General features: G+C 58.7%; 17 protein-coding genes. 7 read left to right on the top strand and 10 right to left on the bottom strand.

Going from position 1 to position 13543, the window contains the following annotated elements; genetic code table 11:
• Window positions 1–51: 51 nt before the first annotated feature.
• Entirely contained in the window at window positions 52–495 is a 444-nt protein-coding gene (locus tag AC0NIE_RS19410; protein ID WP_473489235.1) for a hypothetical protein, read from the bottom strand.
• Between the two features lie 71 nt (window positions 496–566).
• Complete coding sequence (locus tag AC0NIE_RS19415) at window positions 567–866, bottom strand: DUF1236 domain-containing protein (RefSeq protein WP_473489236.1); 300 nt, start codon at window positions 864–866, stop codon at window positions 567–569.
• 314 nt (window positions 867–1180) lie between these two features.
• Between AC0NIE_RS19415 and AC0NIE_RS19420 the strand changes: the two genes are divergently transcribed.
• The 3 genes from AC0NIE_RS19420 (at window position 1181) to AC0NIE_RS19430 (ending at window position 3750) form a co-directional block, all read left to right on the top strand.
• Complete coding sequence (locus tag AC0NIE_RS19420) at window positions 1181–1372, top strand: DUF3606 domain-containing protein (RefSeq protein WP_123150566.1); 192 nt, start codon at window positions 1181–1183, stop codon at window positions 1370–1372.
• 300 nt (window positions 1373–1672) lie between these two features.
• The gene (locus AC0NIE_RS19425; protein ID WP_473489258.1) at window positions 1673–3076 is read left to right on the top strand and encodes a sensor histidine kinase; all 1404 of its coding nucleotides are present in this window, start codon (window positions 1673–1675) and stop codon (window positions 3074–3076) included.
• Window positions 3076–3750 carry a LuxR C-terminal-related transcriptional regulator gene (locus tag AC0NIE_RS19430; protein ID WP_473489237.1) on the top strand — a complete coding sequence of 225 codons (675 nt, stop codon included), beginning with the start codon at window positions 3076–3078 and terminating at the stop codon, window positions 3748–3750. Before AC0NIE_RS19425 ends, AC0NIE_RS19430 begins: the two co-directional genes overlap by 1 nt.
• Before the next feature lie 33 nt (window positions 3751–3783).
• Here AC0NIE_RS19430 and AC0NIE_RS19435 read toward each other — a convergent pair whose 3' ends face one another.
• Both AC0NIE_RS19435 and AC0NIE_RS19440 read right to left on the bottom strand, forming a co-directional pair.
• Window positions 3784–3939 (bottom strand): hypothetical protein, encoded by a 156-nt coding sequence (locus AC0NIE_RS19435; RefSeq protein ID WP_473489238.1) that lies wholly within the window; start codon window positions 3937–3939, stop codon window positions 3784–3786.
• A 1181-nt stretch (window positions 3940–5120) separates the two neighbouring features.
• A complete protein-coding gene (locus tag AC0NIE_RS19440; RefSeq protein ID WP_473489239.1) occupies window positions 5121–5798 on the bottom strand; it encodes a DUF1236 domain-containing protein in 678 nt (225 codons plus the stop codon).
• Between the two features lie 1366 nt (window positions 5799–7164).
• Here AC0NIE_RS19440 and AC0NIE_RS19445 point away from each other — a divergent pair.
• Window positions 7165–7467, top strand: coding sequence for a DUF982 domain-containing protein (locus AC0NIE_RS19445; protein ID WP_473489240.1), 303 nt, complete (start codon window positions 7165–7167; stop codon window positions 7465–7467).
• A gap of 530 nt (window positions 7468–7997) precedes the next feature.
• Here the strand turns inward: AC0NIE_RS19445 and AC0NIE_RS19450 are convergent.
• Entirely contained in the window at window positions 7998–8234 is a 237-nt protein-coding gene (locus tag AC0NIE_RS19450; protein ID WP_192357035.1) for a hypothetical protein, read from the bottom strand.
• Between the two features lie 254 nt (window positions 8235–8488).
• On the opposite strand from AC0NIE_RS19450, the gene AC0NIE_RS19455 reads away from it, so the two are divergent.
• Together AC0NIE_RS19455 and AC0NIE_RS19460 are read left to right on the top strand one after the other, a co-directional pair.
• Window positions 8489–8794: a hypothetical protein gene (locus AC0NIE_RS19455; RefSeq protein ID WP_473489241.1), complete on the top strand. Its 306-nt coding sequence runs from the start codon at window positions 8489–8491 to the stop codon at window positions 8792–8794.
• Window positions 8795–9163: 369 nt separating this feature from the next.
• Window positions 9164–9322, top strand: coding sequence for a KTSC domain-containing protein (locus AC0NIE_RS19460; protein ID WP_473489242.1), 159 nt, complete (start codon window positions 9164–9166; stop codon window positions 9320–9322).
• A 15-nt stretch (window positions 9323–9337) separates the two neighbouring features.
• Here AC0NIE_RS19460 and AC0NIE_RS19465 read toward each other — a convergent pair whose 3' ends face one another.
• Window positions 9338–9685, bottom strand: a complete 348-nt coding sequence (locus AC0NIE_RS19465; protein ID WP_473489243.1) for a low affinity iron permease family protein — start codon at window positions 9683–9685, stop codon at window positions 9338–9340.
• Between the two features lie 460 nt (window positions 9686–10145).
• Between AC0NIE_RS19465 and AC0NIE_RS19470 the strand changes: the two genes are divergently transcribed.
• Window positions 10146–10388 carry a hypothetical protein gene (locus tag AC0NIE_RS19470; RefSeq protein ID WP_258116479.1) on the top strand — a complete coding sequence of 81 codons (243 nt, stop codon included), beginning with the start codon at window positions 10146–10148 and terminating at the stop codon, window positions 10386–10388.
• Between the two features lie 485 nt (window positions 10389–10873).
• Here AC0NIE_RS19470 and AC0NIE_RS19475 read toward each other — a convergent pair whose 3' ends face one another.
• Genes AC0NIE_RS19475 through AC0NIE_RS19490 form a run of 4 tightly spaced genes read right to left on the bottom strand, consistent with a single transcriptional unit; the run spans window position 10874 to window position 13015 of the window.
• Window positions 10874–11047 (bottom strand): hypothetical protein, encoded by a 174-nt coding sequence (locus AC0NIE_RS19475; protein ID WP_473489244.1) that lies wholly within the window; start codon window positions 11045–11047, stop codon window positions 10874–10876.
• Between the two features lie 25 nt (window positions 11048–11072).
• A complete protein-coding gene (locus AC0NIE_RS19480) occupies window positions 11073–12200 on the bottom strand; it encodes a WD40 repeat domain-containing protein (RefSeq protein WP_473489245.1) in 1128 nt (375 codons plus the stop codon).
• The gene (locus AC0NIE_RS19485) at window positions 12197–12526 is read right to left on the bottom strand and encodes a hypothetical protein (protein WP_473489246.1); all 330 of its coding nucleotides are present in this window, start codon (window positions 12524–12526) and stop codon (window positions 12197–12199) included. The genes AC0NIE_RS19480 and AC0NIE_RS19485 overlap by 4 nt, the downstream gene beginning before the upstream one ends.
• 12 nt (window positions 12527–12538) lie before the next feature.
• A complete protein-coding gene (locus AC0NIE_RS19490) occupies window positions 12539–13015 on the bottom strand; it encodes a hypothetical protein (protein ID WP_473489247.1) in 477 nt (158 codons plus the stop codon).
• Window positions 13016–13543 lie beyond the last annotated feature (528 nt).

Below are 13543 nucleotides of genomic sequence, written 5' to 3' on the forward strand. Positions count from 1 at the left end.
ACCGTCAGAGGGAAAACTGATGGCTCAGCGAGAAGTGCAACCCGACACATCTCACCCGACCGTGGCCACGAGCTGCATTACGTGAACGGGATTTTCGAGCACTGCCTGCGCGGTATCGGCCTGGTTTTCATCGACATGCGCCATCACAAAAATGACGCCTGGTACAACGTTCGGCTCACCCGGTTTCTTGGCAAGATCGGCAGATGCCCCGAGAAGCCTGCCAGCAAAGCCGCCACAGGCCGCACCGACGAGGACCATGCCAGCCGCTGCTCCGACAGGATCAATGCCGGTGGCTCCAAAAGCACCCAGGCCGATTAACAGACCAGCAGCCGCGCCAAGCGCGGCACCGCCAGGACCGCTGAGGACAGCGCCGATTTCGTCGTCGTAAGGTCCGATGACGCTGATCTGTTCGTGAGAAATTCCTGCCGCCTGAAGCGCGGCAACGGCACGCGCTGCCTGGTCGTGGGAATCGAAAAGTCTGCTGATTGTTCGCATTTGACACTGCCCATAGCACAGTCGCCCGCCGCTCGTTCGAAGCGGCGGGCGTCTCCTCCCTCTCGCTCAGGTCACCGAATGATTTTGACGATCTTGCGTGTGCCTGGATCAACGATAACGGTCTGATTGTCGACGACGACATAGCGGTATTCGACGTCGGGAACTTCATGAAGCTCGACCGTATCGGGCAGCGTTGAGCCGATATTGAGTTCCACCCCAGGGATCTTCACCGATGCGAGCGGCTGCTTTTCCACATATTCCCTGATGACGGTCTCCTGTTCAGGCGCGATAATCACGTCCTGGGCGGACGCGGCGCCTATACCTGCCAGTAGGAGAAACCCCGCGGCTACAGTGGAAAGTCGCATATTCATAGTTGCCTCCTTTATGTGACTTTAGCTGAGCTCTTTTGGCATCATCTTCGCGCCAGACTCGTTGAAACATCAGGCCGCTGCAAATGTTCCTTGGCTGGGCTTCGGTCCGATCCGAGAGGCCCTGCCATTGGACTTAAGTCTGACCTGCCGCGCGCATGGGTCCGGCTATCGATCCGCGCGGAACCGCGACCGCTCGCACTCGTTCGCCGCAAGTTCATGGGAGGAGTTCAAGGAGAGGAGTGTCCAACACCCTCATCCAGCCTGTTTCCAACCGACATTCAGACCCCGTGTTAGGCTTCGCCAGGAGAAAGGAAATGGCCGACAACAAGTGCAATCGAGACTTCCTCGACCACGACCGCCTGTCGGTCGACGAGTATTACGAGGTGGAACATTTCGCACGAGAAAATGGCGTTTCGCCCAGCCAGGTCAGTAAGCTGATCAAAAAGAACGGCAACGATCGGATGACCCTTACTCAAGCAGTGAGAGCCTTGCGCGACCGGAAGTGAAAAACCCGCCGCATCTTCCGCCGCGCGGGCGATCAGGCGTTGCACCATCTGTGCCGAAGGATCGAAAGCATCGGAGTTGGCGCGTCATGGCTTGCTGCCTCTCTCAACGAGGCAGTGGAGTTTTACGCAAAAAAACCGTCGGCTGCGGTTTCCGTCCAGCCCGTAAAGCCCTAAGTTCCCTAGCGATTGATCAGTTGCAGATCAAAGATGGCGTCGCTTAGCGTCGTTCGACGACAGATTGGCCGGTTCTCTCGAATCATGCCGCTGGTGCGACGCGCCGCCGACCGGGCCGTTGGGGATATGGCGCCATATAGAGCGACAAGACTGATCGATCGATGGAATGCACTGTCGCTGGCCACTCAGTTTCTGCTCGCCGGCGGGCTATTCTCGCTGTCGGCGATGATCGTGGTGGGAATTTCCGTGACAAGCCAGATAGAAGCCGCGGTCACCCGGAACTCGGCTTCTGCGACCGCCCTTTACGTCGACAGCGTTATCGCGCCGCTGCTCCCCGACATGCGCAGGAGCGAAGTGCTCGACGAGAGCGTTGCCCACGCGCTGGATGAAACGCTGGGACAAGGCGCGCTCGGCACAAGGCTCGAATCCTTCAAGCTCTGGCGCCGCGACGGCACCATCCTCTATTCAACCAATAAAAATTTGGTCGGGAAGCGCTTTCCACTCAGCGACAATCTCCGGGCCGCATTCGCAGGCGACATAGTTGCTGAATTGGACAGGCACTATGATAACCAGGCTGAGAGGGACAGCGGCTTGCATCTTCTTGAAATCTATAATCCGATGCTTCAGCCGTGGTCGGGCGAAGTCGTGGCTGTTTTGGAATTCGACGAGATCGCCACCGATTTTGAAAAGGACCTCCGGCAGGCACTCGTTCGGACCTGGTTCGATGTCGCAGCCGTCACCGCTATTTTCTTCCTCGGTCTCTCGGCGATCGTTTTTCGTGGCAGCCGCACGATTCGTTCCCAGAGCCGCTCATTGAAGCAGCGCATTGCCGAACTTTCCGATCTGGTTGTTCAAAACAGAATGTTGAGACTGCGGGTGCAGCGTGCTTCGCAGCGCGCCACGGCGTTTAACGAACGTTACCTCAGGCGGATCGGCGCGGACCTGCACGACGGGCCGGCGCAACTGGTTGCCCTCGCTGCGCTAGGGATCGACAGCCCCGTGCTTGCCGATCCTGCCGCGCCGTCAGCGGCGCGCGCACGGGAATTGCAGGCAGTCAAAGCCAATTTGGACGATGCGATGCGAGAAATCAGGAATGTCAGCAAGGGCCTCATGCTGCCGCATGTCGAGAATGCCGAGTTGACGGAAATCCTCGAGCTTGCCGTGCGAGCGCACGAAGAGCGAACCGGCGTCAAAGTGATGCTGTCCACGACCGGGGGGCACACACCCTTGTCACCAGCGGCCAAGATCTGCATCTTTCGCTTCATTCAGGAGGCGCTGAACAATGGCTTCCGTCACGCCGGGGGTGCCGGTCAATCGGTCGCGAAACATTTCGACGGGGAGCGCGTTTCTATCGAGGTTTCCGACACCGGCCCAGGTTTCGACCCGAAGATCATCCACCCTGAAAGGCTGGGGCTCATCGGGCTGCGTGAGCGGGTAGAAAGCCTCGGCGGCCAATTTGCTGTAACATCTTCACAGAATGGCACGGAGGTGAAAATGATTCTCAACATAGTTGAAATAGGACAGGCGTGATGGCAGCGGCCATAAAGCTCGCCATCATCGACGACCATCCGCTGTTCAGGGAGGGCGTCGTGCGCACTCTCGAGCAGATCGGCGGGTTCGAGATCGTCGCCCAAGGCAGCAGTAGAGATGACGCCTTGCGGATATCGGAAGACCAGCAGCTCGATATTCTCCTGATGGACATCTCGGTGCCTGGTGGGGGCCTCAGCGCGATCGAACCGGCTCTGGAGCGGCATCAGGATCTGAAAATCGTGATGCTGACCGTTTCGGAGGAAAACCAGCACGTCATGACCGCCTTGCAGAGCGGGGCAAGAGGCTATGTCCTGAAGGGTGTCGGGTCGAGAACGCTGGCCGCCATACTGCGCACGGTGGCGATGGGCGAACGGTATGTTTGCCCGCAATTGTCGGCGCGCGTGTTGGTCGACCTGTCTACCCAGTCAACCGCGACCGCGAAAGCCAACGTGCTGGCCGAACTCACCAGCCGCGAAAGAGAGATCCTGACGCTCGTTGCCGCGGGATTAAGCAACAAGCGGATCGGTCTTCAGCTAAACCTGCACGAGAAAACCATAAAGCATCACATGACGCGGATTCTCGCCAAGCTCAATGTGAGCAACCGGACCGAAGCCGCGATGACATTGCGCGACGCGACCGAGCATCAGCATCCGCCTGCCCGCCATCCTGCGTGAAGCAAGGTAGCCTTGCGGCCGGTGAACTCGTCATCACTCGATCATGGCGAGCAGTCTTGCCCGATCGGAGTTCGTCGCCTGCCGCCGAATGATGGTGCGGCCCATGGCATCCCGCATTTCATATTGGCCACCGTCGATGCGCTCACTGAGCCCGTTGGAATGCACCACACCCACACTTGGCCCGCGCACTTCGATCCGGTCTCCAGTGGTCGCGTTGACATAAACTTTTGGCTTGTTGCCGGGGTTTACAGCGGCAACTGGATTTGCCGGGGGATTGCCTTTCGATGATTTTGATTTGCCCTTGCCCGCGTTGGCATTGGAGTTCGAACTCCCGGGAGTTCCAGCGTTTCCAGCGTTCCCGGAGTTTCCAGCGTTCCCGGAGTTTCCAGAGTTCCCAGCGTTCCCAGAGTTCCCTTGTGCCTGGGCGGCCTGCGGGCTAAGCGTCAGGGACAGGCCGTCCTGTGCCACACGGTAGGGGCTCACGACGAGAGCCAAGGCCGATGCGGTGAGGCAGATGGCGACGCGAAGCCTTCGAAGAGATTGCTGCGATTGAGAGCACGCAGGCCGCGCATTCATCCTGGCGAGAATTCTTGTCTCACGAAACCTCAGGCGTTGCGGCCGTATCGCGTCTGTGATCAATGAATTTGCCAATAGCACGCTAAATATCCTCTGACCGTCACGGTCTACGTTGCATTTCTACCTGTTTCGAATTCGCCCGAGCCAATCCTCTGTACTTTGCACCAGTTTATCACGCTTTCGCCATCATCAGGCGGTGTCAAGACCCACCAGTCTCAGGGGGAGAAACCGGTGGGTCTCGCTAGCGCAGGAAGGGACTCATTACTGCGCAAGTGTGTTGCCTTCATTGATCGGGCCCATCAGCCGATAATAAGCCCGACGGCTGCGACCCCGAACACCAAGCCAAACACCGGAAAAAGCAGCCAACGTGCCTGGTGAATGCTGGGGTCCATTGCAGCCTTCCTGTCACGGGTCGACATCGCAACGACGCCTGCAGGAGCTCGGTTCCTGAAAACTCTCCCATCTCAGGCTATTGCGATAGCAGTCCCGGACCAAAGCACTGCTTGCGCCAGCCCATGGTCGGCCAGCGGGCAGACTGAAGTCCTATCTCAGGCCTTTTTTGAGCATGAAGGGCACCCGTCGAGGGGTATCGGCCGGAAGGGTCCTCAATATGCATGCAAAAAGCCCGCCAGCATGCATGCAAAAAGCCCGCCAGCTTGAACAGCAGGATGTACTGGCGACGTAAATAGCAGTCGCCGTTCGATGAAAGGAGACTGGTCTCCAACTTCAATCAATGCATGTTGAAGGGTCCGCCGTGGGGGCAGCGGACCCCTCCTTTATTCCGAACAAGGGCGTTAGGTCAGAATAAGGACGATCGTGAGCGTATCCGGGTCGACGATGACGATTCGGCCATCAGCCAACACGAAATACTCATAGGATTCGTAAGCTGGGACAATCTCGACGATTCGCGGTGGCAGACGACGCAGTCTGACCTTCTGCCGCGGAACCTCGACACCCACTGAGATGTCAAAATCGACGCTGGCAACCGGTTCGACCTTTTCCTGCTTGAGGATTTGGGTGATTTCCGTTTTCTGTTCAACGGTCACATTGCTGATCGCGCCGGTCGAAGTCTCATCCTGTGGCTGGGTAGAGATCGTGCCCTGAGTCTGCTGCTCGGTAGCGGCACCGGCCTCGCCCTGGGTCTGCTGCTCGGTCTGGACCTTGGCCTTGTCCTGCGCCTGTTGGTCGGTTGTGGCGCCAGCCTCGCCTTGGGTCTGCTGCTCGGTGGTTACGCCGGCTTTGCCCTGGGCTTGCTCATCGGTCTGCATCTTCGCCTTGCCTTGAGCCCGCTCCTCAGTGGTGGCGCCGGCCTTACCTTGGGACTGTTCGCCCATCGTACCTTCCGGGCAACCGGCCGTGCCGGCCGGGCAATCGGCGCCCGACTGGCTTTGGGCCGGCTGCTGTTCCTGAGCGAATGCTGCACCACAGCCAACGCCGATGGCCAGCATACTGGTGATCAGAACTTTTTTCACGAGGCATCTCCTTCGAAAAGTCTGTCCCTTCACGGGGGAAAACCACCTCTGGAAAGCTTTGTTCCAGGCGAATTGACCGGGCGGAAGCTATCGGAGCCTGTTGGAACAGTCCGCATCCAGGCGCGCGCCGTACTGAGCCATGGTGCGCGCGCCGAATAGGGCTCGTGTCTTTGTTCCAGCAGAGGTGCAGGTTCCCTTGTTCGGCCCACGCGAGGTCCTGGTCGGGGGCGGAGATTGAAAGATCCGCGCTCGCTGCTGACAAATCTCTTCCAACCGCCGGTTGGTAGACGCCGGCCAACGCTCCGTCGCAGACGCAGCCTTGGAAGGTCAGCAAACGTGGAAGAATCTATTTGGGAAACCAACAAGATCCGTGCGACGCGCGTTCGGCAGACCGTCGAACACGGAAGGGCGCTGGTTGAGGACCTTCGCTACACACTGGCCCCGTCACGCTTGGTGCAGGCGTCGCGTGCGCTGCTGAAGCGGTCCAAGGACCAGGGCGTTGCTACTGAGCCTTGAAACCGAAAGCAGCCGAAAATGGTCGGACCTGGCCATCTTGCCTTAAAAACTGCCGAAAGCTAAAACTATACATTAGCAAGTTGGACATAGTTCAAAGCAGAAGACTTGTTCGCGAAATGGACAAGAACACTGGCCGCAGTCTCCCTGAATGGCTTCAGAGGCATCTGCCCGACGATCCGGTGATCGCATGGGATATCGCCACCAAGATTTCGACAGAGACCCAGGGCAAAACTGGGCTTGGTCGCAGCGTCATCAGGAAGGGCGAAACGAGAATTTGAACGAGAAACAGGACGAAGCTAACGCCGTCGTCAGCGAGCCATACCCGGTCGCCTTGCTCCTGGTTCTTTCTGTACTCTCGATGGTGGGCGGAGCAGTGTACGCGGTCCTTCGTTGGGAGGAGTTTCTATAGCGGCGAACACAAACCTGCGGTTTTTTTCCTTTGAGGATGGAACACTGTCCTGCGACGAAAGTTTAGTGCCAGCAGCGTAGTATTGTCCCCCATACAAATGCTGCGAGATCGGTGGCCCCGATTAGCCCGTGTCCTCTCCCCGAGGGCGCGGGCTTTCTGCTGTTGTCACGGTCTTTCCGGGCCGCCTATGGTGCCGCCGGGCGGTCTTTGCGAGTGTTCGGTTTTCATCGGGAGCTATGGAGTTCAAAGCGCCCTCGGCTGCAGGTTGCAGCGGTACACAGCGACATTCCGCATGCGGTCTCGGTCCTGCGATGAGTTTTGCTTCAGTCAAGAATTGGTCCTTTCTTGACAGCAAAAAGTGCTCTTCACATATTTTCCCGCAGCCGTCGCTCACGGCTCTCGTGGAAGCTCAAACAATCGTTCAGTTGAATGGAGGTTGTAATGAACGACAGGACTTTCGCCCGGCCTGTTTTCGTCAGGAAAGGGGAGTTCACGGTGGAGGAAATCGAATGCTTAGCTGATGCTTTCGAGTTCCTGCAGGAATGGCCGAAGAATCGCAGAGGGCCAATCTTTGACACGGCGCTCCGAGCTTGCCAGCGCGCCTATGATGGCCAAGTCCCCATTTCAGTTGCACGCGAGGCTTTCGCCGGCTTCGCCAGATCGGCCAAGATCCTCGAGGACGTCTCTGCAGCTATACCCTGGATGACGGCACCGAAAACCGGTCGTGGTGGCGTGATGGCGTAACCGATGTAGTTACCCTAAAGCGCGTGGCGTTTGCGACGCGCTTTAGGTTCTTGTTTTTATGCATGTCGTTATCGCAAAACCGCTGCGCACTTTTGCGCGATATGCATTAGCGAAAAGATGGCCAGCGCCGCTGGGAGCGGGGGAGGTGGGGTTGCCTAGATTGGCGCCGGCCAAGCGGCGTTGGGGTTCGCAACGAAGGAAGAAGTTCGCCAGATTGATTATGGCGTGATCGCGGAAGTTGGCCGGGCCTGCCGATAGCGGCGCTCCTCTATGCCTCCGAGGCTTTCTCTTCCGACGTTATTTGCTTCGATGGGCTTTACCTTCAGCACGCTCCCCCCTTGGCGTCGGGAGCGGCTTTGGAAGCGCGCCCAGGAACATGCTGGGCCACGGCCCAAGGACATGCCAAAGCGGCCGGCGACGCAGTGGGTCAAACCAGGAATCAAAGCCCGTGTGAAGTATCTCAGGGGCGAGGACGAACTTCGGCACGCTTCGCTGCAGGATTTCTGGGACGAGGGCTAAAGCGGGACATCTCAGATCCCATACCTCATGGCAATGAAGACCACCGGTGCAAGGATCAGGAAGATCGCCATTACTATAATAACGGCAAGGGCCAGGTTCTCTGCTCGCCTGACAATGGCAGCGACCTCATCGTCGCTCGACGAAATGAGATCAACCACCGAGAAATCTGTTGGGTTAGGAGTTTGATTGTCATTTGCGGGTCGGCTTGCGACCTCATCGACATTCTGTCTGCTCTGGATAAGGGTCACAGTTCTTTCCCCTGTTAGGGTGCCCGCCGATGGGGGACAAACAGCGAGCACCCGGTGAGCCACCGATGAAGGGACTTTGCTCGGCGGCCCAATCCAAATGCATTGGTAAGGTCTTGGTTGCCGGCTCTCAGCCCTCTGTCTATGACGCAACGACTTCGGTCTTACCGCATGTGGGACCATAGCCCTGCGGCGGAACTAAGTACCGCCGGTCCCATTTGCCGACCAGTGATAATTCAGAGATAGGAGAGGTGGCCATGGCTGACGGTCCAACGGTTGTTAACTCAGGCGGAAATGGCGGCGGCACTGCTGTCGCCGTCGTTCTCGCAATTATCGCAATCGTGATCCTGCTGTTGTTCACCGGCGTTATCAACATCCCGGGCGGGGGCGACGGAAAGGACCTCGATGTAAAGATTGAAGCGCCCAAGGTTGAAGCACCCACGGTCGAAGCGCCCAAGGTCGAAGCGCCAGCCGCGCCCGCTCCGGCAGAGCCGGCCGCACCTGCCCCAGCCGCACCTGCCCCAGCCGCGCCCGCTCCGGCAGCACCTGCTAACGGCGGCTGAAGGACGCGTTCAGGGGAAAGGTCCGCAACCTACAGCCCCGCTTTGATTTGGTGAGCGATTGTCAGTCGCTTGCGGCCGGCGCCACTTGGGGAGCGTCGGGGTAAATTGCCTGTCGAGCGCCGGCCGGCGGCGATGGGGTCCGCCGCCGTTGGATACTGCCGAACCTGGCGATTCAAGTAATTCGATGATCGCGGAAGTCCCTGTGCACTGCGGTCAGTCTCGCTTTCCTCATTGGTCGCCCGGACAGGCAGATAGGCATTGGTGTCCAACCGCAGCACGATCTGAATGAGGTCCGATCGGCCGATCTTTATTTCACCAGCAATGGAGTTGAGTTCGCCCTCGGTTGCCTCCAGCTATCGAGATCTCGGTATGGATCGTCGCCAGCAACAAACGGCACGAGTTGAGGATGTGCCGGCGAAGACCTTCGCCGAGTTCAAAGCCGCGTTTGCCAAGGGCCAATATTTCAACGAGCACATCCGCAATCACTTCCGGTATTATTTGGTTGCGACCGATAACGATGCTGCGTGACCTGCCGATCGGTATTCATCGTGTTCGCTTTGGTGAATCGCCTTGCTGTTTCCACTCGCGTTGGACCTCGATTTCCTCTGGTTCTTTCTTGTCGACCGTCGCGGTCTCGCTGTCGGCCTCACTGGCCGCGCGAAGCAGTTCGTCCAGTTTGGCGTGCAGCGCCTGCGTATCGCGATGCTCGGCGCGCTGGATGAACAGCGTCATCGCCCACGTCGCCAGTGTCGCAACGGCGTGCCAATCGAGGCTATCCCGATCGAAAATTAGCCAGAGGCCGGCATAGGTAAAAAAGATCAGAAATGCCTGCGGGCGCGACGTCAGCGTCCCAATGTGTGTGATAGTGCTTCGGACCTGGTGGTTTGCCATGTGCAAGGCCTCCTATGTATCTCCATAGGATAGCGGCTGGTGGTCCGGGGAGTAGTGATACCTGGCCAAGATCGCGCATGTCGAAGTCCTGGCCGCATATGGGGCACCCTAAAAATTGCTCTGCGTCGGGCTTGATCGGCCGATCGGACCTCTGCCCGGGCATCCAGTGGCTTCGCCCGGAATGGCGACGCGGACGCGATCCTCGGTGACCCCGCCTTCGCGCCGTGCCCGTTATCACCACCCCGTCACCAATGCCAATTCCCCGCGCCATGCAGAAGATTTTGGAGCGGCAAGCGGCATCGTCAAGCGTTGGCTAATATAGATGAGCCCGCTTCATCCAATCGATGGATGAAGCCCATATGGGCCGGTGCTACTTTGATGCATAGCGCGACCATGGCAAGGCCAGGGACGGCAGCCCGGTTTTGCTGCCCAAGAAGCCCGCTGGCTCTAGGGGCTGAATATGAGCAAGACAACTCTCATTGCTATCGCTATCCTCGCGATCAGCGTCGGCTATGCCGAAGCCGCGGACCGTAAGGTCGAAACCGCACCCCTCGGGACGTACGCCAATTCGAAGAACCTGCCGGTTTGCACCGCGTCAAGCTCACTCTTCGAAGTCCTCGGTGACAAGTGTTTTCTCGTCAAGGGTTCGATGATCTATGGCGACATCGCCGAGCTTTCCCAGATAATCACTTTGGGCTGGTAGCCGGAGCAACAACGGCGCTCGACGCTAATTCCGCAGCCTTACGCCGACACCACACTGCTATCGGCCGTGCCGTTGATCGAACTGCTCGAACTGGAGACCGACAGCGGCACGATTGAGCTGGCCATGAATAGGATCGTCGCCCGCCAGCGAATTCCCCCTCATGAAAAAGTCTGACGCGAGATTGATTTGGTTTAAAGCCGCTTCTTTGCGCGTGAATCGCAAGAGTTTTCCCAGGGGCGGTGGGGACAGGGCGATCTTGTCGTCGACATTTGTCGACTGGCCACCCCAACCGATCTTCGTCGGTGTATCCACGATCCGCTGTATGCCGCGCTACTGAACTTTCATGCGCAGCAAAGCGGGTGACGCCCTAGCAATCGACATCCGGTACCCAGGCGGCGGAAGCCTGGCGATTCAAGAGCGTGTCGCAGTGTTAGTTCCTTCGAACGCCTTGTCGTTCTATGAAGCACCTGCCTGCGATCCGAACCCTAGTTCGTTTTCAACTGGCCGACGCGGTTTTCGGCGATCCAGCGGGCGGCGAGCACCAATGCGCCCATACTGAAATCCTTGCCATGCTTGGCCACCATTTCTTCCGACAGGTTGGCGAGCCGTTCGAAAAATTCGTCCTTGCTCTCGTCCTCGGGTGTGGATTCCGTTTGCATCTTTTCCTCCTTTTGCATGCAACCACTATTTGAACATCTGCGCGGGAAAAGTGACGATCGCGGCGGTGCCGTCTACCGAACCTACCGCCAGGTGCCGTCCGTCGCCCGACCAGGCAAGCGCCGCGATCTCACCGCCCAAGGATCTGACCAGCAGTTCGTCCCGCGCGCCGATCTGGGCTATGGTGATCCGGCCATTGGTATAGCCGGCTGCAATTAGTTTCTTTTCCGGGTGCGCAGCCACCGTCTCGACCGGCACCAGCCCGGCGCGGCCAGTCTCCAACGCGCCGGAGGCATCGCCGTGAAGCGGCGGGGCGGTCATTGACCAGCCGGCGATCCGGAATGCGCCCGATGTGAACAGCGCATTCTCCGGCAGGCTCCAGCATACTGTCCGGACCGGCGATGGAAATCCTTCGACGATGTCAGCTCGGCCATCGGTCACGCTGACCAAAGCAAAGCCTCCGGTTTCGAGCCCGCAGGCCAGCCAGGTGCCGTCGCCACTCCAGCGGATCGACACGGGGCGCGCTGAAAAACTGATATCGCTTATCAAGGTCGCGTCGCCTTCGACAATCCAAATCGATAATCCGTCCTCCAGACCATAAGCGAGGCGCCGTCCACCCGGCGAAAAGGCAAGCGCGTCCGTGGACGGTGCCGCACCATGTCGCAGTCTCACCGCGTCGCCGTGGCCGCGTGACAGGAAGACATCCTGCCCGTTGCTGACGGCTGTCATCGCCGGCTGGCGGCTGTGGTCGATAGCGACGATCGGTCCGTCGATCTTCACCAGCGTCTCCATCACGCTGCCGTCCGCGGTCAGATGCACCGCCTCGCCGGCCGCTGTTCCGACGAGGAAGCTGGACCGAAGGTAGCTGGCGAGCGGGATATCGCCATCTCCTAATGCAGCAGTGGCAATCAATGGCGCTGGTAGCTTTTCCTTTGGGCGGATCGTCGTCTGGCCGAGATCGCCGCTCACTCTGATCCGCGACTCCGGCGGCTCCTTGTCCGCGACCGCGGCTATTGCGACCGTTCCGTCCATGCACGTGAAGGCGACTGTCGAGTCATCGGTGCTGAAGCGCAGATCGGCGATCGCCGACGGGCGACGCCAGCTCCGCGCCAGCAGGTCGAACAAGGTCAGGTTCTGTATCGCGTGCTGGTTCATGGCTGGCTCCCATCGTAATTCTCATCCGGTGCCGCGAGGCTGCGGTCGACGTCCTCGACGTCGGCTTCCGCGGCGACGATGCGCTCCTCGCACGCCGCACATGCGAGCATGATTGCCGCGGCTCTCTCCTCCGCTTCATGCAAGTCCTGCACCAGTTGCGCGTTCGCGCCGCTCCTGTCGATTTCGAGTTCCAGGCGCAACACATCCATCTCGATGCCGGCGCGCTTCTGATTTAGCCGCAGCGCCTCGGCAGTAAGCGCGGAGACGTTGGCGATCAGATCGAGCCGGCGAGCGAGCAGCGCGTCACGCCAGTCAGGTTGCCCCATCGGATCCTCCTGTCATTTTTCGCTTCCAGCCATCGGTCCGTGCGGTTTTCCAAAAGCCGACAGCAATTTGGGCAATGTACCGGCCTGCGAATGGAATTGTTTTTCAGCCGTTTCAATGTGGCTTTTGAGCTGGTCCCAGATGTCGACGCGGATCATCGATGTCGTATCGCCGGTGAGGCGTTCGATCTCGTCGACGCGGAACTGGCGCGACAGCGAAACGCCGGAAAACACGAAGTCGCGCAACAGGATCGCATGGTTCTCGATGAACAGATGGATCATCGGATGGGTTTCCGTGGTGACGCCGCCGGCGGCAAGCTCGGCCCGGATGAAATCCTGGAAGTGGCTCTGGAGGCGATGTTGGCTCTCGCCCATGAAGCGCATGACAAAGACCAGATCGCGGGACATCAGCCTGACAAGATCGCCGGTGACGCCATCGGCCTGGCTGGACATCGGCTCCTGCGGCCCTCGGCTGTCTTTGTTGTTCGGCATCTTCTCTCTCCGGCGCGTCGCCCGTCCATGGGCCATCGCCGTCAAATAGTAGAGAAAGGGTAACAATTGAATAGATAATATTTGTTGTCGGATTTGCTGCACTTGCTAACTAAGTATGTTGCAATTGCGAATAGATGCTAAATATTACAGGCGTACGTTACAACTGTAAAAGAACGTTACAGTTGGCTATCAGCTCATATGCCGAAAGAGCGGCGATTTTGTTTTGAGCGCCAGCCATGGGTGCTGTTTTCAAATTGGCACGGCGCTTGCTTTGTACACTTCCATAAGAAGCCCATCGCGCTTTTTGACGCGGTGCCAAAAGAACGAAGGAACGGAGGAAGCAGGGACAAGTCGCGTCCGCTTCGATATGCCCATCGCATATGCGGTTGGCGCCGCGGTCCCTGCCAGACGCCTCCAAAACCTTTGCCGCGATCCACTTGAATGGCCGGACCATGAGTCGCGCCTGAATGCGCAATCCTTTGTCGTGCCGTTCGCACTCTCACTAGCGGTGCTGTGCGCCGCTTCATT

The organism is Mesorhizobium sp. WSM4842, from assembly GCF_055901575.1.

What these genes read in the sequence shown, in the direction of transcription:
- AC0NIE_RS19425 (WP_473489258.1), top strand. Translation starts at nt 1,673, where the DNA reads ATGGCGCCATATAGAGCGACAAGACTGATCGATCGATGGAATGCACTG.
- AC0NIE_RS19470 (WP_258116479.1), top strand. Translation starts at nt 10,146, where the DNA reads ATGAGCAAGACAACTCTCATTGCTATCGCTATCCTCGCGATCAGCGTC.
- AC0NIE_RS19420 (WP_123150566.1), top strand. Translation starts at nt 1,181, where the DNA reads ATGGCCGACAACAAGTGCAATCGAGACTTCCTCGACCACGACCGCCTG.
- AC0NIE_RS19455 (WP_473489241.1), top strand. Translation starts at nt 8,489, where the DNA reads ATGGCTGACGGTCCAACGGTTGTTAACTCAGGCGGAAATGGCGGCGGC.
- AC0NIE_RS19490 (WP_473489247.1), bottom strand. Translation starts at nt 13,015, where the DNA reads ATGCCGAACAACAAAGACAGCCGAGGGCCGCAGGAGCCGATGTCCAGC.
- AC0NIE_RS19415 (WP_473489236.1), bottom strand. Translation starts at nt 866, where the DNA reads ATGAATATGCGACTTTCCACTGTAGCCGCGGGGTTTCTCCTACTGGCA.
- AC0NIE_RS19485 (WP_473489246.1), bottom strand. Translation starts at nt 12,526, where the DNA reads ATGGGGCAACCTGACTGGCGTGACGCGCTGCTCGCTCGCCGGCTCGAT.
- AC0NIE_RS19475 (WP_473489244.1), bottom strand. Translation starts at nt 11,047, where the DNA reads ATGCAAACGGAATCCACACCCGAGGACGAGAGCAAGGACGAATTTTTC.
- AC0NIE_RS19460 (WP_473489242.1), top strand. Translation starts at nt 9,164, where the DNA reads ATGGATCGTCGCCAGCAACAAACGGCACGAGTTGAGGATGTGCCGGCG.
- AC0NIE_RS19480 (WP_473489245.1), bottom strand. Translation starts at nt 12,200, where the DNA reads ATGAACCAGCACGCGATACAGAACCTGACCTTGTTCGACCTGCTGGCG.
- AC0NIE_RS19410 (WP_473489235.1), bottom strand. Translation starts at nt 495, where the DNA reads ATGCGAACAATCAGCAGACTTTTCGATTCCCACGACCAGGCAGCGCGT.
- AC0NIE_RS19430 (WP_473489237.1), top strand. Translation starts at nt 3,076, where the DNA reads ATGGCAGCGGCCATAAAGCTCGCCATCATCGACGACCATCCGCTGTTC.
- AC0NIE_RS19445 (WP_473489240.1), top strand. Translation starts at nt 7,165, where the DNA reads ATGAACGACAGGACTTTCGCCCGGCCTGTTTTCGTCAGGAAAGGGGAG.
- AC0NIE_RS19465 (WP_473489243.1), bottom strand. Translation starts at nt 9,685, where the DNA reads ATGGCAAACCACCAGGTCCGAAGCACTATCACACACATTGGGACGCTG.